The sequence below is a fragment of the Pantoea sp. X-Soil-ISGK-285 genome (assembly GCF_059730815.1).
This window is the reverse complement of record NZ_AP035938.1, coordinates 3,819,255-3,843,111: the sequence shown is the minus strand read 5'-3', so window position 1 is coordinate 3,843,111 and position 23,857 is coordinate 3,819,255. Positions and strand designations below refer to the sequence as shown.

18 protein-coding genes are annotated in these 23,857 nt (G+C 55.8%); 8 read left to right on the top strand and 10 right to left on the bottom strand.

Going from position 1 to position 23,857, the window contains the following annotated elements; genetic code table 11:
• Nucleotides 1-81: 81 nt before the first annotated feature.
• Nucleotides 82-741 (top strand): epoxyqueuosine reductase QueH, encoded by a 660-nt coding sequence (locus AC6I8B_RS18175; protein WP_157353936.1) that lies wholly within the window; start codon nt 82-84, stop codon nt 739-741.
• On the opposite strand, the gene AC6I8B_RS18170 is transcribed toward AC6I8B_RS18175, so the two are convergent.
• Entirely contained in the window at nt 742-1,242 is a 501-nt protein-coding gene (locus tag AC6I8B_RS18170; RefSeq protein ID WP_022623998.1) for a helix-turn-helix domain-containing protein, read from the bottom strand.
• Nucleotides 1,243-1,586: 344 nt separating this feature from the next.
• Between AC6I8B_RS18170 and AC6I8B_RS18165 the strand changes: the two genes are divergently transcribed.
• Nucleotides 1,587-2,609: an alpha/beta fold hydrolase gene (locus AC6I8B_RS18165; protein ID WP_167423582.1), complete on the top strand. Its 1,023-nt coding sequence runs from the start codon at nt 1,587-1,589 to the stop codon at nt 2,607-2,609.
• 26 nt (nt 2,610-2,635) lie between these two features.
• Here the strand turns inward: AC6I8B_RS18165 and AC6I8B_RS18160 are convergent, their stop codons facing one another.
• The 5 genes from AC6I8B_RS18160 to uxuA form a co-directional block, all read right to left on the bottom strand.
• Complete coding sequence (locus AC6I8B_RS18160) at nt 2,636-3,604, bottom strand: GGDEF domain-containing protein (RefSeq protein WP_033780954.1); 969 nt, start codon at nt 3,602-3,604, stop codon at nt 2,636-2,638.
• 103 nt (nt 3,605-3,707) lie between these two features.
• Complete coding sequence (gene hemB / locus AC6I8B_RS18155) at nt 3,708-4,685, bottom strand: porphobilinogen synthase (protein ID WP_010671515.1); 978 nt, start codon at nt 4,683-4,685, stop codon at nt 3,708-3,710.
• A 127-nt stretch (nt 4,686-4,812) separates the two neighbouring features.
• Nucleotides 4,813-6,318 (bottom strand): glycine betaine/L-proline transporter ProP, encoded by a 1,506-nt coding sequence (gene proP, locus AC6I8B_RS18150; protein ID WP_010253365.1) that lies wholly within the window; start codon nt 6,316-6,318, stop codon nt 4,813-4,815.
• Nucleotides 6,319-6,742: 424 nt separating this feature from the next.
• The gene (locus AC6I8B_RS18145) at nt 6,743-8,350 is read right to left on the bottom strand and encodes an EAL domain-containing protein (protein WP_332838045.1); all 1,608 of its coding nucleotides are present in this window, start codon (nt 8,348-8,350) and stop codon (nt 6,743-6,745) included.
• 287 nt (nt 8,351-8,637) lie between these two features.
• A complete protein-coding gene (uxuA, locus tag AC6I8B_RS18140; RefSeq protein WP_157353933.1) occupies nt 8,638-9,822 on the bottom strand; it encodes a mannonate dehydratase in 1,185 nt (394 codons plus the stop codon).
• A 149-nt stretch (nt 9,823-9,971) separates the two neighbouring features.
• On the opposite strand from uxuA, the gene AC6I8B_RS18135 reads away from it, so the two are divergent.
• A complete protein-coding gene (locus AC6I8B_RS18135; RefSeq protein ID WP_497817535.1) occupies nt 9,972-10,655 on the top strand; it encodes a FadR/GntR family transcriptional regulator in 684 nt (227 codons plus the stop codon).
• Here the strand turns inward: AC6I8B_RS18135 and AC6I8B_RS18130 are convergent.
• Nucleotides 10,644-11,699 carry an AI-2E family transporter gene (locus AC6I8B_RS18130; protein ID WP_010253354.1) on the bottom strand — a complete coding sequence of 352 codons (1,056 nt, stop codon included), beginning with the start codon at nt 11,697-11,699 and terminating at the stop codon, nt 10,644-10,646. The genes AC6I8B_RS18135 and AC6I8B_RS18130 overlap by 12 nt on opposite strands.
• Nucleotides 11,700-11,999: 300 nt before the next feature.
• Between AC6I8B_RS18130 and AC6I8B_RS18125 the strand changes: the two genes are divergently transcribed.
• Nucleotides 12,000-13,223: an MFS transporter gene (locus AC6I8B_RS18125; protein WP_033785697.1), complete on the top strand. Its 1,224-nt coding sequence runs from the start codon at nt 12,000-12,002 to the stop codon at nt 13,221-13,223.
• 84 nt (nt 13,224-13,307) lie between these two features.
• Here AC6I8B_RS18125 and AC6I8B_RS18120 read toward each other — a convergent pair whose 3' ends face one another.
• Complete coding sequence (locus AC6I8B_RS18120; RefSeq protein WP_033759068.1) at nt 13,308-14,123, bottom strand: TIM barrel protein; 816 nt, start codon at nt 14,121-14,123, stop codon at nt 13,308-13,310.
• A gap of 421 nt (nt 14,124-14,544) precedes the next feature.
• Here AC6I8B_RS18120 and AC6I8B_RS18115 point away from each other — a divergent pair, with 421 nt between their 5' ends.
• Both AC6I8B_RS18115 and iolB read left to right on the top strand, forming a co-directional pair.
• Nucleotides 14,545-16,050: a CoA-acylating methylmalonate-semialdehyde dehydrogenase gene (locus AC6I8B_RS18115; RefSeq protein WP_010253344.1), complete on the top strand. Its 1,506-nt coding sequence runs from the start codon at nt 14,545-14,547 to the stop codon at nt 16,048-16,050.
• 119 nt (nt 16,051-16,169) lie between these two features.
• The gene (iolB, locus tag AC6I8B_RS18110; protein WP_010671521.1) at nt 16,170-16,988 is read left to right on the top strand and encodes a 5-deoxy-glucuronate isomerase; all 819 of its coding nucleotides are present in this window, start codon (nt 16,170-16,172) and stop codon (nt 16,986-16,988) included.
• Nucleotides 16,989-17,086: 98 nt separating this feature from the next.
• Here iolB and AC6I8B_RS18105 read toward each other — a convergent pair whose 3' ends face one another.
• Both AC6I8B_RS18105 and AC6I8B_RS18100 read right to left on the bottom strand, forming a co-directional pair.
• A complete protein-coding gene (locus AC6I8B_RS18105) occupies nt 17,087-17,929 on the bottom strand; it encodes a MurR/RpiR family transcriptional regulator (protein WP_010253340.1) in 843 nt (280 codons plus the stop codon).
• A gap of 440 nt (nt 17,930-18,369) precedes the next feature.
• Nucleotides 18,370-20,283, bottom strand: a complete 1,914-nt coding sequence (locus AC6I8B_RS18100) for a bifunctional 5-dehydro-2-deoxygluconokinase/5-dehydro-2-deoxyphosphogluconate aldolase (protein WP_064704118.1) — start codon at nt 20,281-20,283, stop codon at nt 18,370-18,372.
• Nucleotides 20,284-20,828: 545 nt separating this feature from the next.
• Here AC6I8B_RS18100 and iolD point away from each other — a divergent pair.
• Both iolD and iolG read left to right on the top strand, forming a co-directional pair.
• Entirely contained in the window at nt 20,829-22,769 is a 1,941-nt protein-coding gene (iolD, locus tag AC6I8B_RS18095) for a 3D-(3,5/4)-trihydroxycyclohexane-1,2-dione acylhydrolase (decyclizing) (RefSeq protein WP_010253337.1), read from the top strand.
• 62 nt (nt 22,770-22,831) lie between these two features.
• Complete coding sequence (iolG, locus tag AC6I8B_RS18090) at nt 22,832-23,842, top strand: bifunctional inositol 2-dehydrogenase/D-chiro-inositol 1-dehydrogenase (RefSeq protein WP_010253336.1); 1,011 nt, start codon at nt 22,832-22,834, stop codon at nt 23,840-23,842.
• The last annotated feature ends 15 nt before the right edge of the window (nt 23,843-23,857 follow it).

Here is a 23,857-nt window from a genome sequence, read left to right as displayed (position 1 = left end):
CAGTGCGCGTCAGGTCAGGTTTTGCAACTGCCCGCCTGCGGCATTACACTGCCGCTTTACTGCTATTGATTGAAGGTGCTTATGTCTGAACCTTTCCAGCGTCAGCCGCTGCCTCTGCCGGGCGGCCATAAAAAAGTCCTGCTGCACTCCTGTTGCGCACCCTGCTCGGGTGAGGTGATGGAAGCGATGCTGGCATCCGGCATTGAATACACGATCTATTTCTACAACCCGAATATTCATCCGCTCAAAGAGTATGAGCTGCGTAAAGAGGAGAATATTCGCTTTGCCGAAAAATTTGGTGTGCCGTTTATTGATGCGGACTATGACCGGGATAACTGGTTTGAGCGGGCGCGCGGCCTGGAGTGGTCACCGGAACGGGGTGAACGCTGCACCATGTGCTTTGATATGCGCTTTGAACGTACGGCACTCTATGCCCATGAGAACGGTTTCCCGGTGATGACCAGTTGCCTGGGTATTTCGCGCTGGAAAGATATGAAGCAGATTAACAGCTGCGGAGTCCGCGCAGCGGCGGCGTATCCGGATCTGATGTACTGGGAGTTTAACTGGCGTAAAGGTGGTGGGTCGTCGCGCATGATTGAAATCAGCAAGCGCGAGAGTTTCTATCAGCAGGAATATTGTGGCTGTGTCTATTCACTGCGCGACACCAATCGTCATCGCGTCACCCAGGGACGTGAGCGTATTCAGATTGGTGTGCAATATTATCAGCCGGATGAATCCTGATTAACCTATTTCGCGGAAAGCGTCTGATGGCGCATATCCGCGCGCTGAGCGCGTAACAGGCCGGACTGTTACGCCACAGCTCTGCTTTATGCTTTCCGCCCGACCGTAACTGCACAGCGCACAGGGATCATCAACGTCGGCCAGCTGCTGCTTTGCCTCGTCCTTCATCAGACGTTTACGGCAGACGCTCGGCGTGCAACCCATAATCTGCTTAAAAGATCGGGTAAAAGATTGCTGGCTTTCAAAATGGTATTTCAGCGCCAGGCTGATGATGGGCGTGCGGCTGTTTTTTAAATCATGAACACTGGCGTTAAGCTTTTTCTTACGAATATATCGCGCCAGGGTTTCATTATGATAACGGGCAAAAAGTTTCTGTAAATACCACTTAGAGTAACCCGCCTTTTCTGCAATATCATCAACGCTTAAACGTTGATCCAGATTATTATTAATCCACTCAGTGATAGAGACGATCACGCTTTCGTTATATTTATTTTCGTTCATAGAACCCCCTGTTTGATTTAAGAAGATTCTAAAATATTTATCTTAATGTGCTTATTCTTTGCGTAAAGATTTTTCAGGATTTTAATCGTTATCTCTGAAGATATTCATTTGAGGGGGTGTTATTAATAAAAAAGATGAATTGTGATTAATCTGTTGGTAATTGTAGGTGAATGAATAAGTGGTTCCGCGGGACAATAATCAAAATGAGCCGTGAGTCCGCAGCCAGACTCACGGTTTACCTTGCCGGAATCTCTGTAATCACGGCTATAGCACGGCACATCAATAGATTTTTGGCTGCGACATGCCAGGCTTACGGCTCACCTTTAACCTGGAGAACCCCCCGGATGAGCCCGACATACGCGCTGAAAAAACCGCTTGCCGCCTTGCTCACCTCGCTGGCGTTATTTGCTCATGCACCGGCCAGTGCCGCTGGTGTGTATGGCGAACAGCTGGAAGGATTTCAATACCCCTATCCGTTGCAGCATTTTGATTTTAAATCCCAGCAGCAATCGCTGAGTATGGGCTATATGGATGTGAAACCGGCGCAACGGGCCAACGGCGAAACCGTGGTGCTGATGCACGGTAAAAACTTCTGTGGCGCGACCTGGGAAGAGACCATTCGCGCACTCAGTCAGCAGGGATATCGCGTTATCGCGCCCGACCAGATTGGCTTCTGCAGCTCCACTAAGCCAGCCAGTTACCAGTACAGTTTTCAGCAGCTGGCAGATAACACCCATCAGCTGCTCGCCCGGCTGGGTGTGAAGAAGGCGGTGATTATGGGTCACTCCACTGGCGGAATGCTGGCAACACGTTATGCGCTGATGTACCCGGAACAGACACAGAAGCTGGTGCTGGTTAACCCGATCGGGCTGGAGGACTGGAAAGCCAAAGGCGCACCGTGGCGATCCGTGGATCAGTGGTATCAGCGCGAACTCAAACTCAGCGCAGAGGGCATTAAGAAGTATGAGCAGCAGACCTACTATGTCGGTCGCTGGAAACCCGAATATGACAAGTGGGTTGATATGCTGGCCGGACTCAACAGTGGGCCAGGGCACCAGAAGGTGGCGTGGAACTCCGCCTTAATCTACGACATGATCTTCACTCAGCCCGTATTTTATGAATTCGGCGACCTGAAAGTGCCCACCACGCTGATGATCGGCACCTCAGACACGACTGCCATCGGCAGTGATATCGCCCCGGCAGAGGTGAAAGCCCGGCTGGGTGATTACGCGGTACTGGGGAAAGAGGTCGCAAAACGCATTCCGGGGGCGCGCTTAATCGAATTCCCCGGTATGGGACACGCGCCGCAAATGGAAGAGCCGGCAAAATTTAACCAGACGCTGCTCGACGATCTGGCGCGTCCCTGAACCGTCAGGCGCTGCGGCGCCTGACCTTAGATCGCCACGCGTTTCTGCTTTTTACTGAGGTACATCTGCTCATCGCTGTCGTGCAGCAACTGCTCCAGCGATTGTGGATGCGCCGCGTCAAACTCCACGACGCCGGACGAGAATTGCAGGCGGTAACGGCGGTTCAGACTGACTGATTGCTGTTGCAGATAACGGTCAAACTGCAGGAGCAGCGCTTCGCTCTGCTGCTGCTGCAGACCATTAAACAGCACCACAAACTCATCGCCACCCAGACGGGCAAACAGATCCGAATGCTTAAACACCACTTTCATCGCATCGGCAAAGTCCATCAGCGCCCGGTCGCCTTCGCGGTGGCCCAGCGTGTCATTAATCTGCTTAAATTTGTCGAGATCGAGAAAGGTCAGGCAGGCGGGCCGGTTTTTCAGCCGGCACTCGTTCAGCACCATCTGTCCCAGCGTCATAAAGCCGCGACGATTGGTGATCTGCGTCAGTTCATCACAGGTGGCAGTCTGAAAGGCGACCAGTTCCGCTTCGGCCATGGCGGCCAGGTCGCGCATCGTGGCCTGATCCTCTTCATTAAACTGACGCGGTTCACGACCAATGATACAGAGGGTACCCATTTTAGCGCCGCCCGGTGCCCGCAGCGGACAGCCGGCATAAAAGCGGATATGCGGTTCGCCGGTAACCAGCGGATTATCATAAAAACGTTCATCTTCTGTGGCATCTTCAACGATCATGATCTCATCCTGCAGGATGGCATGACCGCAAAAGGAGATGTCGCGGGGCGATCCTGCGGGTTCATAGCCCTGAGCGGATTTAAACCACTGATGGTCAGCTTCCAGCAGGCTGACTAACGCGATAGGAACGTCATACAGGCGGCGCGCCAGACGGGTTAAACGATCAAATCGTTCTTCCGCTGGGGTGTTCATTATGTTCAGCGCACGCAACTGCGATAAACGTTGTGCCTCGTCGGCAGCGATTTCAGGTGCTTTCATCACAGAGCCCTTTATTTTTTTAGCTCAAGCCAGGTTCTGGTGTTTGCCTTACGGCGAAGAAGAAGAGCGTGACATAGCCATCACGCTCTTTATAAGGAGGGGATCAGAGCACTTTTTGTTCGGCGAGATCAAGGGCGAAATAGCTGAAAATCAGGTCTGCACCGGCGCGTTTAATCGCACCCAGGCTTTCCAGCACCACATTGCGTTCATCAATGGCACCAGCCTGAGCGGCAAACTTGATCATCGCGTATTCACCACTCACCTGATAAGCCGCCAGCGGCAATTCGGTACGTTCACGGATATCGCGCAGGATATCCAGATAAGCACCTGCCGGTTTCACCATCAGTGAATCCGCGCCCTGCGCCGCGTCGAGCAGCGATTCACGGATCGCTTCACGGCGGTTCATCGGGTTCATCTGGTAGGTTTTACGGTCGCCTTTCAGCGCCGTTCCGGCCGCTTCACGGAACGGGCCGTAAAACGAGGAGGCGAATTTGGTGGAGTAGGACATGATGGCGGTCTGAGTGAAGCCCGCCGCGTCCAGTGCCCGGCGAATCGCCTCAACCTGACCATCCATCGCCGCTGACGGGGCGATGAAATCCGCACCGGCTGCGGCGGCAACGACGGCCTGCTTACCCAGGTTTTCCAGGGTTGCATCGTTATCGACGCCGTGATCACACAACACGCCACAGTGGCCGTGGCTGGTGTATTCACAGAAGCAGGTGTCAGACATCACGATCATTTCTGGCACGGTATCTTTGCAGATGCGGGACATACGTGCCACCAGACCGTTCTCGTTCCAGGCATCGCTGCCGGTGGCATCGGTATGGTGCGAAATACCGAAGGTCATCACCGAGCGGATACCCGCTTTGGCGATGCGCTCAATTTCATAGGCGAGACGTTTTTCCGGAATACGCATCACGCCAGGCATCGCCTGAATCGCTTTGTAATCGTCGACTTCTTCTTCAACAAAGATGGGCAGAGCCAGATCGTTCAGGCTCAGTGAGGACTCCTGGAACATTTCACGCATTGAGGCGCTGGCGCGCAATCTTCTTGGGCGCTGGATAAGGGAATAATCAGACATTTTCATTCTTACGCAGGTGAAAAAAGTGACAACAGTTTACTCCCTTTGCCCGCGAGGGATGAAGGTTTGTGTGCGGTAAGAGAGGGGGAAAAGAACTCTCCCGCCGGGCGGCGGGAGAGCAGAACGGTTACTCGTTGATATCCGGATGCTGCTGCACCAGGTTTTTACGTTTCGCTTCCAGACGGGAGATCTCTTCGTCGATATCTTCGATTTTGTGCTCGATGTTATCGTGATGTTCCTGCAGGATTTCGCGCGCTTCTTCCATATCAGAAGCCGCCGGTGTCGCGCCTTTCAGGGGCTTATTGGCAGTTTCTTTCATGTACAGACCGGTAATCAGACCAATCACTGCCACCACCATCAGATAGTAGGCTGGCATGTAGAGGTTATTGGTCGTTTCTACCAGCCAGGCAGCCAGCGTTGGCGTCAGACCGGCAACCAGTACCGAGATGTTAAACGCACTCGCCAGCGCACTGTAGCGGATGTGCGTCGGGAACATCGCAGGCAGTGAAGAGGCCATCACGCCAGTAAAGGCGTTGAGGATCACTGCCAGCAGCAGCAGACCACCAAAAATCAGTCCGAGTACGCCACTGTTGATCATCATAAAGGCAGGAATCGCGAAGATCATCAGGGCGATACTGCCGATGATGACAAACGGACGACGGCCGAAACGGTCACTCATCATGCCGATCATTGGCTGGACAAACAGCATACCGATCATGATGGCGATGATAATCATCACACCGTGGTCTTCGCTGTAGTGCAGGTTATGTGACAGGTAGCTCGGCATGTACGTCAGCAACATGTAGTAGGTGACGTTAGTGGCGATAACCAGGCCGACACAGGAGAGCAGGCTGCGCCAGTGTTTGGTCGCAATCTCTTTAAACGATACCTGTGGACCATCCTGCAGGCCTTCGCGGTCGCCCTGTTCCAGTTTGTCCACGTGCTGCTGGAATGCCGGGGTCTCTTCCAGCGCATGACGCAGGTAAAGACCGATAATTCCCAGCGGCAGCGCGACGAAGAACGGCAGACGCCAGCCCCACTCAAGGAAACTCTCTTCTCCGATAATGGAGGAAATCAGCACCACCAGGCCCGCACCGAGCACGAAGCCCGCAATCGAACCAAAGTCGAGCCAGCTTCCCATAAAGCCGCGTTTACGGTCAGGCGAATATTCGGCCACAAAGATTGAGGCACCGGTATATTCACCGCCCACCGAGAAGCCCTGAGCCATCTTCGCTAACAGCAGCAGAATAGGTGCCCAGATGCCGATGGAGGCGTAGGACGGTATCAGGCCGATACAGAAAGTACTGACCGACATGATGATGATGGTGATGGAGAGGATTTTCTGACGACCATATTTGTCGCCCAGCATACCGAAGAACAGTCCACCCAGCGGGCGAATCAGGAAAGGAACAGAGAAAGTGGCGAGCGCCGCTATCATCTGAACGCCCGGCGAAACGTCCGGGAAAAAGACCTTACCCAGCGCATAGGCCACAAAGCCATAAACACCGAAGTCGAACCACTCCATCGCGTTGCCCAGAGAGGCCGCGGTGATGGCTTTACGTAAACGGGTATCATCGATGATAGTCACATCATCGATCCCAATTGGTTTTACACGCTTCCTACGCAATTTCATAGAATTACCCTGTATTGGAACACGAAAGTCCTCAACGGCGCGAGCCGGGTGTGAGTCGTTCAGACCGCTGCGTTGAGAAATTTAAGCATAGCCGTAAATAAGCACTGTTTATGCGCCGGCAGACACAATAATTACTGTTGTGATTATTGCGAACAGCGACAGAGTATACCGTTTTTGTGTGATATCTGTCATGTTTGGGCTACATCCGGCCTGTTTTTACAACAAATAGAGCTGTTTGCAACCGCAGAAAAATTATCACTGAGCGTGACGACCGCCGTTTTTTTCAGCAAAACAGGGTCAAAGAGAGGGAAGTTACGGGCCATGCTGGCACCGGAAGCGGTTATCCGCTTTGCATCACAGGGCGGAGAGCAGAAAGATGAGTGAATGTTGCTCGACTGGCGGTTCAGCTGCAATCTGCTCTGGTTCAGACGTCGGGTTCCTGCCGGGTCTGAAGAGCCAGCTCCCGCTCAATCGGCTGTTCGCCCCGATCGGTCAGCCAGGCAACCAGCGCCGTGTTGTCCATCGGGCGGGCATAATAATAGCCCTGGATAAAGACCACGCCGCGCCGTTGCAGATAGCTGAACTGTAACGCGGTCTCAACGCCTTCTCCCAGCACTTCCAGCTCAAGCTCATGGCTGAGCTGGATAATGGCGTCCAGCACCGGCGTTCTGCCTTCCAGAGATTCAATCGCGTTGATAAAGCCGCGATCGATTTTCAGATAATCTATCGTGAAGGTCTGTAAATAGCTCAGCGAACAGTGACCGGTCCCAAAATCATCAATCGCGACCTTCATTCCGCAACCACGTAACTGCTCCAGCTTGCGAGCCACCTCAGCGCCATCTTTGATCAGGCTGCGTTCGGTCAGCTCAAGGGTAATCAGGAACTGCTTATCTTTGATCCGTTCGGCAAACTGCAGCATATCGTCGACAAAGTCAGGATGCTGCAGATGATCCGCCGCCACGTTAATGGCCAGGTGGAAATGGGGCTCAACCTGCCACGCCTGCACATCCTCTGCAATTAAATCGAGCAGATGGCGGGTCAGCGGCACAATCATGCCTTCCGCTTCTGCTGCGCCGATAAAAATATCTGGCCGCACGCCTTTACCGTCGGGCGTTGTCCAGCGCAGCAGGGCTTCAGCACCGCTGCAGCGTTGCAGCCGGTTGTCATAGACCGGCTGATAGTGCGCCCTGAACTGGCCGCTGGTGATGGCCCGGCGAATCTCATCGCGCCATGAAATACGCCGTTTCAGCCAGTTCGCCATCAGCATCATCAGCAGAATAGAGAAGATAGCGGCCATCGGCATGATGATAAACATCACCTGACGCCAGGCCGAGATCAGTTCAGAGGGTGAGGCAATGAGGGTGACAGAGAGCGGATAGCGATGGGAGATAGCCTGATAAATCATGGGTTCAAACCAGCTGGACGCGGCGATGTGCGGATTGCCAAACGAGATCGGCGCGCCGCCGCTGAACGTCATGCTGAAATGATAGAGATGGCTGCTGCTGATCGCGCGCATAAAATCGATCAGATACTGGCCATCAATCACTGCCCAGAATCCCTCGCCATCGGGCAGATCGCGCATAAAAATCACGGCCGGACGATTCGGTACGCCCGATGTCCCGGCAATGGACAGACTCCACCAGGCTTTTCCGGTAACCGGCGCGTCGCGCATGATCATCTCTTTCAGCAGGCCTGGGCGTGAACCATACACCGACGAGCAGGCGATGTGATCCTGCTCCATTTTACCGATCGCACGAAAATAGGGGTTTAGCGAGCCAATGCGCTGCAACTGGTTTTCAATCTGGCTGCAGGGCTGATGATGAAACTGGCGCAGCACGGTAATCATATCCCAGGCGCTGTCGCTCATTCTTTCAGCCTGAGATAACAGCGTATTCGCCGCGGTGACCTGCTGCTGATGCACGGTGTGGCGCGCATCCAGGGCGGTGAAAAAAATGCCAATAATCAGAGGCAGCACGCCGGAAATAATAATCACCAGCCTGGCGTAGTCGCGTTTTCGTTTCAGTAGCGGCACCGCTGAATCCTCTGAGTATTATTGGTGTTATGCGGAGGTGCTGATCAGTGGCGCAGCATAGCATCTCTCCGGGCGGTGCAGATTAGCGTTTTTGCGATCAGGAGAACTGACTAAGGTCAATTATCGACCAGACATTGCATTTTTTGACAGGTTGTTTGGTTTTCGTTGCTATGCAGCAAAACAATCAAATGAAAACGGGAGGCAGGCAGGGCAAAAGGCCGATCCGCCGCAGCGGCCAGGAGAGACCCTGGCCCGTCACAGGGCGGGCGCAGGGCAGGACGTTTTATTTAATTGGCAAAATAGATCTGTTTCAGCGCTACTTCAACGCCGCGCAGTTCGGCAAGGCCTTTCAGGCGGCCAATGGCGGAATAACCGGGATTGGTGCGCTTATGCAGGTCGTCCAGCATCTGATGGCCGTGATCGGGACGCATGGGAATCGCCCGCAGGTTGCCCGCCCGACGGCGGCGCTGCTCTTCCGCCAGAATAACCTTGATCACGCCGACCATATCGACGTCGCCCGCCAGATGCGCCGCTTCATGGAAGCTGGCCGGGTTTGCCTCGCGTTTTGTGGCGCGCAGATGGATAAAGTTAATGCGGTCGGCATAGGTTTCCGCCATCTCTACCAACGCATTGTCGGCACGCACGCCATAGGAGCCGGTACAGAAACAGAAACCGTTGTGCAGACTGTCCACGGTTTCTTTCAGCCACTGCATATCTTCCTGGGTAGAAATAATGCGTGGCAGGCCCAGAATAGGACGTGGTGGGTCATCCGGATGCACCGCCAGTTTAACGCCCGTTTCCTCCGCAACCGGCACGATGGCGCGCAGGAAGGTCGCCATATGCTCGCGCAGTTTCGCTTTGTCGATGCCGTCATACTGCGTCAGCTGCGCCTGAAACTGCTCCAGGGTGTAACCCTCTTCGGCGCCAGGCAGACCGGCGATAATATTGCGCACCAGGGTGCTTTTCTCTTCTGCGCTCATGGCGGCAAAGCGCTGAGCGGCGGCCTGCTGCTCGGCTGGGCTGTAATCCTGTTCCGCTCCCGGACGCTGCAACAGATAAAGCTCGAAGGCCGCGAAAGCGTCGGCGTCGAAGCGCAGCGCTTTTGCGCCATCCGGCAGCGTCCAGGCGAGGTCGGTTCGGGTCCAGTCCAGCACCGGCATGAAGTTGTAGCAGACGGTATCAATGCCGCAGGCGGCCAGATTGCGTATCGACTGCTGATAATTGGCGATATAGCGAAGGTAGTCACCACGCTGGGTTTTAATCGCCTCATGGACCGGGATGCTCTCCACCACCGACCAGACCAGACCTTTTTCCGCCAGCAGTGCCTGACGCGCTTTAATCTCCTCAACCGGCCACACCTCGCCGTTAGGGATATGGTGCAGCGCCGTCACAATGCCGGTCGCGCCCGCCTGACGCGCATCATCCAGTGAGACCGGGTCGTTGGGGCCGTACCATCGCCATGTATGTTCCATTTTTACTCCTCAACTGTGATGTGGCCCAGTGGTCAGGCCGCTGGACCAAGAGTATGATAGTGGAAAAAACAGGGCCGTGATCCGGATCGCAGCATGACAAACTGCATCGGTGAAGAGATCGCTTTTACGTGCAATCAGAGGAGAGGGTGATGACGCTGCCAGTAATAAAAACCGAGCGCCTGTACCGTCAGATCGCCAACGTCATCATGGCCGGTATCACGCGCGGTGACTTTGTGGCAGGTGGTTTACTGCCACCGGAGCGTGAGCTGGCAAAACAGCTGGGTGTCAGTCGTTCATCAGTGCGTGAAGCATTGATTGCGCTGGAGATGACCGGCTGGGTCGATATCCGCACGGGCAACGGCGTTTACGTCGCCCAGCCGCTGCCGCAAGCCGCGGTTCCGCAGGAGAGCGAAACCTGCAGTCTGCAGGATCTGTTGCAGGCGCGTGAAGCCTTTGAAGGGATGCTGGCAGGATTTGCCGCACGTAACGGCACTACCGTTCAGCGGGCAGCATTGCTGGCGCTGACCGCTGAACTGCAGCAGTACAATGAAAACGACGCGGCCTTTCTGGAGCAGGACAAGCGCTTCCATCTGCTGATCAGTGAGATGAGCGGCAATGATGTATTACGCGACCTGCTGGAGCAGTTATGGAACTGGCGCCACAGCCCGCATGTGCAGCGACTGGAGCGCCATTATGCCGATAACAGCTTCGCGCAGGAGATGAACGCTGACCATCAGCAGATCGCCAATGCGATTGTGGCGGGCGATGAAGCAGCAGCCCGTCAGGCGATGGAGAGCCATCTCCAGCACGTGCAGCAGCGGCTACTTGGTTAATGCCCGCGCCCGCTTGGGTCGTCCGGTGCCCAGCATAATCGCCAGACGGCTGCCGCCTGGCGTGGTTTCCATCAGAATTTTAGTAATGCTGGTGAGCGGCACCGAGAGCAGCATGCCGACCGGACCGAGCAGCCAGCCCCAGAACACCAGCGACAGAAACACTACCAGTGTCGATAAGCCAAGACCGCGGCCCATCAGGCGCGGCTCCAGCATATTGCCAAACACCATATGAATCGCGGTAAACAGCGCCGCCACCATCGCGGCATCAAACAGGCTGTTCAGTAACAACGCCTGCAGGAAGGGCGGGATACCGGCGATAATCGGGCCGATATTGGGAATAAAGTTGAGGATAAACGCCACGACACCCCATAACAGCGCAAACTTCACATCCAGCAGATAGAGACTCAGCCAGACCGCGATGCCGGTTATCAGACTCACCAGGGTTTTCAGCGCCAGATAGTGCGTGACGCCTTTCAGCGCTTTATGCAATCCGGCGATGCGAATTTTCGGATTCACCAGCGCGTTGCGCATTTTATAGGGCAGGTGATGGACCTCAAACAGCATAAAGACCACGGTCAGCACCAGCAGCACGGTATTGGTCATCGCGCCGGAAAAGCCGCTCAGCGCCACGGTAGCCAGGTTCATCATGGTATTAGGATCGAAACGCTGTACCAGCGCATCGGTTGAAATATTAAGATGAAAGCCCGCCGCCAGATGTTGCAGTACCGTCATTTTCTGCTCCATGGTGGCGCGCAGTTGCGGATAGAGATCGGAAAACTCGCTCATTGAGCTGGCAATAATGGCACCCAGCAGCACGAGTGCGCAGAAGATCACCGTGATCACCAGCCCAATCGCCAGTCCACGGCGGAAGCCACGCCGCATCAGCATCGTCACCAGTGGATTAAGCACAATGGCAAAGAACGCCGCCAGCAGAAGCGGGACCAGAATGTCTGACGCTGCCCGAACCCCGGCGAGGATAATGACCAGCATCGCCAGTTTTATCAGAATATTTTGTCCGATCTTTTCCCGTTGCAGCTCGCTCATTCTCTCTCTCGTAACGTAATTTGGCTGTTGAAAGTGTAGCTGAAACAAAATTAACAATCTGATTTATCAGAGAAACGGTAAAGCGCGGTGGCAGGTGGGTGATGTAATCAGCGCCACAGCACTCAGCTATCGCGGCAGAGCAGCAACTCCCCATTGTTCCGGTTTTTACCCGGCTTTCTGCTGCACGTCCGGGCAGGGGCAGCCGCCCGATAGCCGTGTCATTAAGATGCGCCAGTGGCGAAAGCGGGTATAGTTAAAGGATAAACCTTATCATTCAGCCAAATACGAGCGCGAGGACTCATGCCTGAACAGCCTGCCGCGGAACCGAACACCCCATCCGGAAACCTGCACATCTCTCTGCTGATCCTCTCTATCGTGGCCTACAACTTTGCCAGCTATCTCACTATCGGTCTGCCGCTGGCGGTATTGCCAGGATGGGTGCATGACCAGCTGGGCTTCAGCGCATTCTGGGCGGGCCTGGTAATCAGCCTGCAATATGTGGCGACGCTGCTGAGCCGCCCACACGCCGGACGCTATGCCGATCTCTGGGGGCCAAAGAAAGTGGTGGTGACCGGCCTGGTGGGCTGTCTGATCAGCGGGTTATGTATTTTGCTGGCGGCGCTCATCGAGTCACCGCTGTTAAGCCTGACGCTGCTCTGCGTGGGCCGCTTGATTCTGGGCGTGGGCCAGAGTTTTACCGGCACCGGCACCTCGTTGTGGGGTGTGGCGCGGGTGGGTTCGCTGCACATTGGCCGGGTTATCTCCTGGAACGGCATTGTCACTTATGGCGCGATGGCGATTGGCGCGCCGCTCGGCGTGGTGATATTCCGGGCGGGTGGCCTGCTGTGGCTGTCGCTGGTCATTGTTGCTATCTGCGTGGTAGGCATCGTCTGCGCGGTGCCGCGTCCGGCCGTAAAAGCCAGCCGGGCCAGACCCCTGCCGTTTCGTGCGGTGCTGGGGAAAATCGCCGGTTTTGGTGCGATTCTGGCGATGGGTTCGGCGGGTTTCGGTGTCATCGCCACCTTTATTACCCTGTTCTATCAGGATAAAGGCTGGGAAGGGGCCGCCTTTGCGCTCTCCCTGTTCAGCGGCGCTTTCGTCGGCGCGCGCCTGCTGTTCCCGAATGCGATTAACCGCCACGGCGGTCTGCGGGTCGCCAGCATCTGCCTGGCGGTTGAAGCCGCCGGGCTGTTTCTGGTGGCCGCAGCGGGTGATCCCTGGATGGCAAAAGCAGGCGCATTTCTGACCGGTGCCGGGTTCTCGCTGGTATTCCCGGCGCTGGGCGTGGTGGCGGTAAAAGTGGTGCCGCAGCAGAATCAGGGCAGCGCGCTGGCGACCTACACCGCCTTTATGGATCTGTCGCTGGGGATAACCGGGCCACTTGCCGGATTCATCATGACTTATGCGGGTGTCTCACGCGTCTACCTGCTCACGGCGCTGCTGGTCTGCGTCGCTTTTTTCTGCACGCTGCGCATGCAGCGGCGTCAGGCGGTGTTGCCGGCAGCAGACGATTCTTCAGGATAAAAAAAATGGCCCAGCAGCGGGCCAGAACGTCTTTTCAGACACAGATAAACCGATTAATGGTGCGCGCAAAGCGCAGAACAGGATTCAGGCTTGCAGCAGTTCAATACTGTTGCGGATCTGGCGTTCAACCTCCGCAGGGGTCCAGTTGCTGAGCTGACTGGAGAAAGGCTCAAAGGCATAAACGCCCTTATAGCCAAGCATCTCCAGCCGCTTCACCTGCACCACGCTCTTCAGTACATCGTTATCACTCAGCATGATGCGTTCTTCATCGGTCAGTTCGGCGGTCGGACGGCGATCTTCCACGCCCGAAAGGTGCACCAGACCAATCTGGTTAACATCAATGCCGGCTGGAAACTCCTGCTCAGCCTGCTCATAGAGATGATGGTGAAAGGTATCCAGCAATAACTTAAAGGGCACGTCCGCCGCGGCGATCAATTGCTGCGCTTGTACCGCCGAACGCAGCGAGCTGACCGGAAAACCCAGCGGCTCCACCAGCCCCTGAATGCCATAGTGGGCAAAACGCGGGGCCAGCTGCTGCATCGCCGCCTGGGTTTGCTGAGGCGACACGGCTATCCCCTCATTCAGCGGACACATGACCAGCGCCTTTGCACCAATCTGTTGTGCTGTCTGTAACAGTGCTTCGGCCCGGGCCAGTAGCGCGTCATCAATGCGGTTAAACGGATAGAGCGCATTAATGGTGATGATATCAATATGATACCTGTCGGTCAGAGCGCGCAGCTGATCGGTGCTGAGATCGTCAGTGACGCTGCCGCCCGGCATGTCATTACGCAGTTCAACCTTGCTCAGCCCCAGACGCTGAACCAGCTGAAAAAATGCCTCCAGCGAGAGCCGGGGCGCAATTTTGCGGTTGATACAGAAACGGGTTGGATCGATGGCCATGCACTGACTCCGGGACAGGAGGATGATGCGACCAAAGAGAACATTTATTTCATTAATAGTGAATAATGAAACGCAAATTATTAGATCAGCCTCGCATTAATTTCATATTCCGTTTCAGCCCGATGCATAAAGGCTGGATCGACTTCGCAGTAAAACGCCCAAACCACTCCCCGGCTATTACCCTGCTACGCTAAGGCTGACCGCTATTAGTGGCCTCCCGTCATCGTGATGCCGCGAGAGACTAAGTGGCGGGAAAAATGCGATCTGTGCCGCTAAAATCAAATTTTCCAAAAAGAACCATTTGAAAAATTTGTTCCACTGTAATAGCTTCATAGCACGCTTTCAGGTTTGCCTGGTCAGGCAGTGTGGCAGGTCGCATGGTCCGTCTGCAGGGAACTTAACCATCTAAAGAGGCAACATCATGACAATCATAGGTAACTTTATTGGCGGTAAAACCACTTTCAGCGCCAGCAACGAAACCATTCCTGTTTACGATCCGGCAACCGGCAAAGTGGTACGTGAACTGACGCAAAGTACCGCTGATGAAGTGGCCCAGGCGATTGGTGTCGCGCATGACGCTTTTGCTGCCTGGTCGAAAACCTCGCCGCTGCGTCGCGCCCGCGTTCTGTTCAACTTTAAAGCCCTGATGGAGCAGCACCGTGATGAGCTGGCGGCGCTGATTGTCTCTGAGCACGGCAAAGTCTGGTCTGATGCGCTGGGTGAACTGACGCGTGGCATCGAAGTGATTGAGTTTGCCTGCGGGATCCCCCATCTGCTCAAAGGCGAATATTCCCCGAACGTCGGCAGCGGCGTTGACAGCTACTCGCTGATGCAACCGGTCGGCGTCGTGGCGGGCATTACGCCGTTTAACTTCCCGGCGATGGTACCGCTGTGGATGTTCCCGATAGCCCTGGCCTGCGGTAACACCTTTGTGCTGAAGCCACCGGCGCTGGATCCTTCCGCGGCAGTGCGTATGGCTGAACTGCTGACCGAAGCGGGCCTGCCCGATGGCGTATTCAACGTCGTACACAGTTCCAATGAAGATGCTGAGCAACTCTATAAAGATCCGCGTATTGCCGCGGTGAGCTTCGTCGGTTCTTCTGGCGTGGCTGAGCATATCTATAAAACCGCCAGCGCCCACGGCAAGCGGGTACAGGCGTTTGGCGCGGCGAAAAACCACGCTATCGTTATGCCGGATGCCGATCTGGATGCCACCGTCAACGCCATCATGGGCGGTGCGTTTGGCTCTGCTGGTGAACGCTGCATGGCGCTGCCGGTTGTGGTCGCCGTGGGCGATGATACCGCCGACAAGCTGATCGCCCGTCTGACTCCGCTGGTGAACGCGCTGCGCATCGGCCCTGGCATTAATCAGGGCGCTGATGAAAATGAGATGGGACCGGTCGTTTCGGCGGCGCACCAGAAGAAAGTGCTGGGCTACATCGACAAAGGCGAGCAGGAAGGCGCGAAGCTGGTGGTCGATGGTCGTAACGTGCAGGTTGCGGGTCACGCCGAAGGTTACTACGTCGGCGGCACGCTGTTTGATCATGTCACCTCTGAGATGGTGATCTGGCGTGAAGAGATTTTTGGGCCGGTGCTGAGCATCATGCGCGCGCCGGACTACGACAGTGCGCTGCAACTGGTTAACAGCCATGAATTCGGCAACGGCAGCGCGATTTTCACCAGCAACGGTCACACCGCACGTGAGTTTGTGCAGAACGTTGAAGCGGGTATGGTCGGTGTCAACGTGCCGGTTCCGGTGCCGATGGCGTTCCACAGCTTCGGCGGCTGGAAGCGTTCAGTGTTTGGCGCGCTCAATGTTCATGGGCCGGATGGCGTGCGTTTCTATACCCGCATGAAAACGGCCACCGTACGCTGGCCATCCGGTCAGCAGACCGTGTCTGAATTCAGTATGCCAACCTTAGGCTGATTCATTTCAACGCTGATCCCGGTGCGCGACCGGCAGGATAATCTGCCGGTCGCTTTGTTCGCTGGCACCGCGCCCGCGAGCCCACCGCAGCGTCAATCGTGACAGAGAGGAGTATCAGGATGTCTTTACTGTCGAAAGCACAAGCCCCTGACGCGCAGGGTCGTATTCAGCATGTGACGCCTGAGCGCGCCGGCTGGCGTTATGTGGGATTTGATGCCTATTTGCTGAAGAAAGGGGAAACCCTGCGCCTCAGTAGTGGTGACAAAGAGCTGTGTCTGGTGCTGGTGGCCGGGCTGGCCTCGGTAAAAACCCGCCATGCTGATTTTCCCGGTATCGGTCAGCGCATGTCGCCTTTTGAGCGCGTTCCGCCTTATTCCGTTTATGTGCCGCATGATGATGAAGTAGAGGTTTACGCTGACAGCGATCTTGAGCTGGCGGTCTGTAATGCGCCCGGTCAGGGGAATCTGCCTGCGCGCCTGATTGCACCAGCCGATGTTGGTGTTGAGCATCGCGGAAAAGGGCGCAACCAGCGCCTGGTTCACAATATCCTGCCTGACAATGAACCGGCTGATAGCCTGCTGGTGGTGGAAGTCTATACCAACGAGGGCGATACCAGCTCTTATCCCAGCCACAAGCACGACCAGGAGGAGAGTGAAAACGAAACCTACCTGGAAGAGACCTACTATCACCGTTTCGATCCGGAACCTGGCTTTGCCATGCAGCGCGTTTACACCGACGACCGTTCCCTGGATGTCTGTATGGCACCCTATAATCGCGACGTGGTGATGGTACCGCGCGGCTATCATCCGGTAGCGACGCTGGCGGGATACAATAACTACTATCTGAACGTGATGGCGGGGCCGGTGCGGCTGTGGAAATTTACCTGGGAGAAAGATCACGCCTGGGTGAACAGCGACAGCTATCCACGGAAAGCGTAAGTCTTCGCTGAAAAATAAGCAGCAATCACGGTTTATAATCCGCGTTCATATCAGTAAAAAGGGCAGCCTGTCGCGCTGCCCTTTTTTATGTGTGGGACTCAGCTGGTCTTTGCGTTGTTCAGTGCCAGCGAAACCGCCAGCGTCTGTGCCAGGCAGAGTGAAGCGACCTGCGAACGGAAGCCATCGACCTGCGCTTCACGTACCACAAAGCAGACATCGCTGAAGGCGGCCAGCGGACTGACCTGACTGTCGGTAATGGCAATCTGATGCGCACCGCGTTTGGCACCCATTTCAACCACCTCGACCGCTTCACGTGCATAAGGCGAGTAGCTGATCGCAATCACCACATCTTTCGGGTTTACCAGGCTGAGCTGCTCGGTAAACATCCCGCCCAGGCCATCAATCAGGAAAGCGCGGCGCTCAAGATGACGCAGCGCGTAGACCAGGTAGGAGGCGACGCTGAAAGAGCGGCGCAGGCCGATAACATAGATATTCTCAGCCTCATTCAGCAGTTTCACCGCTTTGTTCAGCTGCTCAGGATTAACCTGCATCGCCAGCTGCTGCAGCGCCTGGCTGTTAACCATGGTAAAGACGTTGAGGATTTCCGCCGGACTTTCAGGCGCACTGGCGCTGTCGTCCGTTGAAGTCTGACGAAACAGGCGAGCGCGCTCGGTATAGTTGACCGTCTCCTCCATCAGATGCTGACGAAAAACCTGTTTCATTTCGTTGAAGCCGCTGAAGCCAAAAGCATTCGCAAAGCGGATCAGCGTCGACGGTGGCACATCGGCCTGCTGAGCAATCGAGGCGACGGTATCGAAAGCAATACTGTTACTGTTATCAAGGATGTAGCGCGCAACCTGTTTAAGACGCTTGCTCAGCGTTTCGTAGCGGCGACGAATATCGTCCTGCAAGAGAGAAAGTTGGGTGGGATTATTGTTCATCACTTCTGCCCGTATAATTAGAATAATGGCTGCATAATGAGCGCTATAGTATCAGATGGATGGAAAATTTCATTTCTTTGCGTCAACGACGCGGTTTATTTCATGGCTTTATGAAATGGTTCACAGATTAGCTTTAGCGCCCGATGCGTGACTTTTCGCGGGCAATGTCAGGATGAAAGCCGGGATGAAATGCCAGCAGGGATGGAAGTATGCAGTCTTTCACCATTCAGATTGGAATGGCTGCAGATTGCTGAAAAATCGGGTCTGGCAGCAACACATTAGCTAAACGAGCAGGGAACACGGTCAGAAGAGGAAAGCGTCCCGCACCAAGGATGGTGCGGGCCGAGCATGCCATGGATGGCAGCTTTTGCGTCTTTCCGATCTGACCGTGTTCCCTGTGGCTGCACGGTCTAAAAGCGGCTTTTTGACAGAGCAGCAAATCAGGCGCGGGCAGCGCGCCAGTACTCAATCAGTCGCAGATAGTTGCCTTTAACCGTCTCAATCAGCGCCTGATCGTCCAGCTCCCCCTGTAACCACTGGCGGGAAGGCTGACCAAAGATCGTGCGGCCTACCGCAAAACCTTTCACCCAGGGCGCTTTGGCCGCCGCGGCGAAGCCCGCTTTAAGCTTCTCTTCGGGCGCATCCAGACCGAGTAACAGAATGCCGCGACAGTGGGGATCCTGCTGCTCAATCAGACCGCTGATCGCCTGCCAGCTTTCCGCCGACAGCGGTGGCAGTTTCCACCAGTCAGGCTGGATGCCCAGACTGTAGAAATGGCTCAACATATCAAAGTAATACGCTTCGTTCTTATCCGGGTTGTTGTCAGGCAGAATCACTTCCAGCAGCAGCTCATGACCGCTTTTGTTACAGCCGTTCCAGACGTCGAGCACCAGCTCATCCTGCTCTTTACGCAGTTCAGCACTGTCATGCGGATGATAGAAGACCAGACATTTCACCACGTGTTCGGCAGGCCAGTCGATCAGCTGCGAGCCGATGTTGCCATGCTCCAGGCGCAGCGGACGCGAGCTCGGCAGCTCAATCGGGCGGCCAATCCACCAGTTCTTACCGGTAATGGCGTTCAGCGCCTTCTGACCGTAGGTCGTATCCGCCAGAATCCCGCTTTTATTCTCTAATCCTGCCTCTCTGGCAGCCTGCTGAGCGGCTTCCAGCAGCAGCAGTTTCAGTTCCGGAATGCGGCTCTCGTCCACGCCCGCTTCCTGCGCCATATCCGCCAGCTGTTTGCGGTGGTCAAAGGCGAAGACATTCAGCTCCGGCCACTGCTGCTTGCGGGTAGTCACGCGGTGCAGATGGTTCAGACGGCTGTCGAGATCGGGACGCTTCACCTCTTTGTCGCGACTCAGGAAATCATCCAGCTCCGCTTTGGTTGGCATGGCGGGCGCACAACCGTGGCGTGATACTACCAGCGCTCCGCAGGCGTTGGCGTAACGGCACGCCTGAGTCCAGCCCTCATCATTCAGCCAGCCGCGCAGCAGGCCAGACATAAAGGCATCGCCCGCGCCCAGCACGTTGAGAACCTCGACGCGTACGCCCGTGTGCAGCTCAGTCTGTTCCCAGCTATCCGGGATCTCGCCTTCAAACACCACGCAACCCAGCGGTCCACGTTTGCAGACCAGCGTCGCCTGACTCGCCTGACGCACGTTTTTCAGCGCGGTCAGGGTGTCGGTGCTGCCACCGGCAATATGAAACTCCTCTTCGGTGCCGACGATCAAATCGAAATAGTGCACCACTTCCTGTAACTGCTGCGTGACCTGTGACGACTCAATGAAACGTGTTTCACCGTCGCCCAGAGAGGTCAGTCCCCACAACACCGGACGGTAATCGATATCCAGCGCCGTGCGCAGGCCGTTGCGGCGGGCAATATCCAGCGCTTTCAGCACCGCTTCGCGGGTCTGAGGATGGGATAAGTGGGTGCCGGTAACCGCGACGGCGCGCGCAGAGGTAATAAAGGCTTCATCGATATCGTCCGGAACCAGGCCCATATCGGCGCAGTTATCGCGGTAGAAAATCAGCGGAAAAGTCTCTTCATCTTTGATGCCGAGGATCACCAGTCCGGTCAGACGCTGCGGATCGGTGATTAGCGCATCGGTGTTACAGCCTACGCGCTGCAACTCTTCACGCAGAAAGCGACCATTATGCTCATCTCCCACCCGCGCCAGCATCGCCGATTTCAGCCCCTGAATCGCGGTGCCATAGGCGACGTTGCCCGACGAGCCGCCCAGATATTTAGCAAAGGAGGTGACATCTTCCAGTCGCGCCCCGATTTGCTGGCCATAAAAATCAACGGCGATGCGCCCGATACAAATCACATCAAGCGGTTTCTGTTGTGTACTCATACCTGTGGTTTCCTTCTGTGATTAGCAGCGCTGGCGGGCGTGAAGACCGACACCAGTTACGCTCTGCTTCCGGGTCTGTAGGTGTCTGACTGGCTATGAGGGGAGTATGAGGAATAAAAATTCCATATTCAATACGAAATGAAATATCCATCGCAATTTTGTGAACCAGGTAAAACTCCTGATTGCCGCCCGCCTGCGCGAACTCTGCCAGCGTGATGTGCGGTATGTCAGGGTTGTGAAGGGGATCGCAGGAATCCGCACGCCAGTCAGGCAAGCTGCTGCATTGAAATGAATTTTTTCATCAGGCACCACTCTCTGTTAAACGTTCCAGATTTCCCCACTGCAATCGCCCGCCAGACCTGTTGCCGTCATTAAATTTGATCTCACTCGCAAAATGAAATGTTTCTTCTGTAATCGTGTTTTATGAAAAATATATTTGTTTATAATCGCCTCACGTTTCAGTTATTCAGGTCGCCTTTTCCGCCGATGACAACGCCTGGCGTGCTGTCGCGGAAGTCGGGGTCCACCAGCATGTAAGGAAGAATATGGGCACTATCAGACTGACCACGGCACAGGCGCTGGTTAAATTTCTTGATAATCAATTCATTGATGTTGATGGCGTTGAGACGAAGTTCGTAAAAGGCATCTTCGCCATTTTCGGACATGGCAACGTGCTGGGGCTGGGCCAGGCGCTGGAACAGGATAGCGGCGATCTGGTGGTCTACCAGGGCCGTAATGAGCAGGGCATGGCTCATGCAGCCACCGGCTTTGCGCGCCAGTCGCTGCGCCGCCAGATTATCGCCTGCAGTTCGTCTGTGGGGCCTGGTGCGGCCAATATGATCACCGCCGCGGCGACCGCGACCGCCAACCGCATTCCTCTGCTGCTGCTGCCAGGCGACGTCTTCGCCACCCGTCAGCCCGATCCGGTGCTGCAACAGATTGAGCAGAGCTACGATCTCAGCATCAGCACCAACGATGCCTTCCGCGCCGTCAGCAAATACTGGGATCGCGTCAGCCGCCCGGAACAGCTGATGTCCGCCTGTATCAACGCCATGCGTGTACTGACCGATCCGGCAGAAACCGGCGCGGTCACGCTGTCGCTGCCGCAGGATGTGCAGGGCGAAGCCTGGGATTACCCGGACTACTTCTTCCAGAAACGGGTGCACCGTCTGGATCGCCGCCTGCCGGTGGCGGCGCAGCTGGCAGATGCCCTGACGCTGATTAACCGTAAGCGCAAGCCGATGATTATCTGCGGCGGCGGAGTGAAATACTCCGAAGCGGGCGAGGCGCTGCGCCAGTTTGCCGAGCGCTATCAGATTCCCTTTGCGGAGACGCAGGCGGGCAAAGGCACGCTGGTCTCTGACCATCCGCTGAATGTCGGCGGCGTGGGCGAAACCGGCTGTCTGGCGGCTAACCTGCTGGCGAAAGAGGCCGATTTAGTGATCGGCATCGGCACCCGCTACACCGACTTCACCACCGCGTCGAAATGGATTTTCCAGCATCCCGATGTCAGCTTCCTGAACATCAACGTCAGTAACTTTGACAGCTACAAGCTCGATGGCGTGCAGCTGCTGGCCGATGCCCGCGAAGGGCTGACCGCGCTCACCGCCGGTCTGGCCTCGCAGCACTACAGCAACGACTGGGGCAACCAGATTGAGCAGGCGCAGAGCCAGCTGCTGAAAGAGACGCAGCGCGTCTACCAGGTGGAATATCACGATGGCGACTTTGTGCCGGAGATTGCGGATCATCTCGACCGCGAAGCAGTGTTCGCTGAGTTTAACCGCCTGACCCAGTCGCTACTGACGCAAAGCAGCGTGCTCGGCACCTTAAATGAGCAACTGCCGAAAGACGCAGTGGTAGTGGCAGCGGCGGGCAGTCTGCCGGGCGACCTGCAGCGCGTCTGGCGCACCAAAGATTACAACGCCTATCACGTTGAATATGGCTACTCCTGCATGGGTTATGAAGTGAATGCCGCGCTGGGTGTGAAGCTGGCGCAGCCGCAGCGCGAGGTCTATGCGCTGGTCGGTGATGGCTCCTTTATGATGCTGCACTCAGAGCTGGTCACCTCGATTCAGGAAGGGGCGAAGATCAACGTAGTGCTGCTGGATAACATGACCAACGGCTGCATCAATAACCTGCAGATGGAACACGGCATGGACAGCTTTACCACCGAGTTCCGGTTCCGTAATGCGGAAGGCGGCAAGCTGGACGGCGGCTTTATTCCGGTCGATTTCGCCGCTATCGCCGCCGGTTATGGCTGTAAAACCTATCGTGTGACCACGCTGGAGCAGCTCAAAGCGGCGCTGGAAGATGCCCGTACCCAGACGGTTTCCACCCTTATCGACATCAAAGTGCTGCCAAAAACCATGATCCACAAATATTTCAGCTGGTGGCACGTCGGCGTGGCGCAGGCCTCGAAGACCGAACGTTCTCAGGCGGTGGCGGACAAGCTCAACAGCCATCTGGATCAGGCACGAAAATATTAATTTCAGGGCCGTGCCGCGGCCCGTTTTGCTCTTCTCCGTACGAACCCTACACAGGTGTAATTATGACTTTGAAACTTGGCGTCATCGGTACAGGTGCAATTGGTCAGGAACATATTCGCCGCTGCAGCCATGTGCTGCAGGGTGCACAGGTGGTTGCCGTCTCTGACATTAATGTCGAAGGCGCGCGTGCCGCACTGCAACGCCTGAATATTGAGGCGGAGGTATTCGAAAATGGACACGACGTGATTCAGTCTCCGGATGTTGATGCGGTGCTGGTCACCTCATGGGATCCGACCCATGAAGAGTTCACCTTAGCGGCGATTGCCGCCGGTAAACCGGTGTTCTGTGAAAAGCCGCTGGCGATGAGCGCCGAGGGCTGCCGCCGGGTCGTGGATGCAGAGATTCAGGCGGGTAAACGCCTGGTGCAGGTCGGCTTTATGCGTCCTTACGATGCGGGCTACCGTGCACTGAAAAAAGTAATTACCGATGGCGATATCGGTGAGCCGCTGATGCTGCACTGTGCGCACCGCAACCCGACCGTGCCGGAGAACTACACCACGCCGATGGCGATCACCAACACCCTGATCCACGAGCTGGATGTGCTGCGCTGGCTGACAAACGATGACTATAAAACGGTGCAGGTAGTCTTCCCGCGCGTTACCTCGAAGTCACACAGTCAGCTGAAAGATCCGCAGATCGTGCTGTTCGAAACCCAGAAAGGGGTTCGCATTGACGTCGAGATCTTCGTTAACTGCGCTTACGGCTATGACATTCAGTGTGAAGTGGTGGGTGAAGAGGGGATTGCGCGCCTGCCAGAGCCCTCTTCGGTGCAGCTGCGCAAAGAGGCCCGCCTGTCGAACACCATTCTGGTGGACTGGAAAGATCGCTTTATCGAGGCGTATGACGTTGAGCTGCAGGCGTTTATCAACGACATCAAAGCGGGCCAGTTGACCGGTCCTTCTGCCTGGGATGGCTTTGCCGCCTCAGTCGCCGCCGATGCCTGCATTAAAGCGCAGAACAGTGGTGCGATTGAGCCGGTAGAGATGCCGCCGCGTCCTGCTTTCTATAACTGATTTAGCTGTCTATGC

Excerpts from the sequence above, each read along its gene's own strand:
- AC6I8B_RS18175 (WP_157353936.1), top strand. The coding sequence starts at position 82 with ATGTCTGAACCTTTCCAGCGTCAGCCGCTGCCTCTGCCGGGCGGCCAT.
- AC6I8B_RS18170 (WP_022623998.1), bottom strand. The coding sequence starts at position 1,242 with ATGAACGAAAATAAATATAACGAAAGCGTGATCGTCTCTATCACTGAG.
- AC6I8B_RS18165 (WP_167423582.1), top strand. The coding sequence starts at position 1,587 with ATGAGCCCGACATACGCGCTGAAAAAACCGCTTGCCGCCTTGCTCACC.
- AC6I8B_RS18160 (WP_033780954.1), bottom strand. The coding sequence starts at position 3,604 with ATGAAAGCACCTGAAATCGCTGCCGACGAGGCACAACGTTTATCGCAG.
- hemB (WP_010671515.1), bottom strand. The coding sequence starts at position 4,685 with ATGTCTGATTATTCCCTTATCCAGCGCCCAAGAAGATTGCGCGCCAGC.
- proP (WP_010253365.1), bottom strand. The coding sequence starts at position 6,318 with ATGAAATTGCGTAGGAAGCGTGTAAAACCAATTGGGATCGATGATGTG.
- uxuA (WP_157353933.1), bottom strand. The coding sequence starts at position 9,822 with ATGGAACATACATGGCGATGGTACGGCCCCAACGACCCGGTCTCACTG.
- AC6I8B_RS18135 (WP_497817535.1), top strand. The coding sequence starts at position 9,972 with ATGACGCTGCCAGTAATAAAAACCGAGCGCCTGTACCGTCAGATCGCC.
- AC6I8B_RS18130 (WP_010253354.1), bottom strand. The coding sequence starts at position 11,699 with ATGAGCGAGCTGCAACGGGAAAAGATCGGACAAAATATTCTGATAAAA.
- AC6I8B_RS18125 (WP_033785697.1), top strand. The coding sequence starts at position 12,000 with ATGCCTGAACAGCCTGCCGCGGAACCGAACACCCCATCCGGAAACCTG.
- AC6I8B_RS18120 (WP_033759068.1), bottom strand. The coding sequence starts at position 14,123 with ATGGCCATCGATCCAACCCGTTTCTGTATCAACCGCAAAATTGCGCCC.
- AC6I8B_RS18115 (WP_010253344.1), top strand. The coding sequence starts at position 14,545 with ATGACAATCATAGGTAACTTTATTGGCGGTAAAACCACTTTCAGCGCC.
- iolB (WP_010671521.1), top strand. The coding sequence starts at position 16,170 with ATGTCTTTACTGTCGAAAGCACAAGCCCCTGACGCGCAGGGTCGTATT.
- AC6I8B_RS18105 (WP_010253340.1), bottom strand. The coding sequence starts at position 17,929 with ATGAACAATAATCCCACCCAACTTTCTCTCTTGCAGGACGATATTCGT.
- AC6I8B_RS18100 (WP_064704118.1), bottom strand. The coding sequence starts at position 20,283 with ATGAGTACACAACAGAAACCGCTTGATGTGATTTGTATCGGGCGCATC.
- iolD (WP_010253337.1), top strand. The coding sequence starts at position 20,829 with ATGGGCACTATCAGACTGACCACGGCACAGGCGCTGGTTAAATTTCTT.
- iolG (WP_010253336.1), top strand. The coding sequence starts at position 22,832 with ATGACTTTGAAACTTGGCGTCATCGGTACAGGTGCAATTGGTCAGGAA.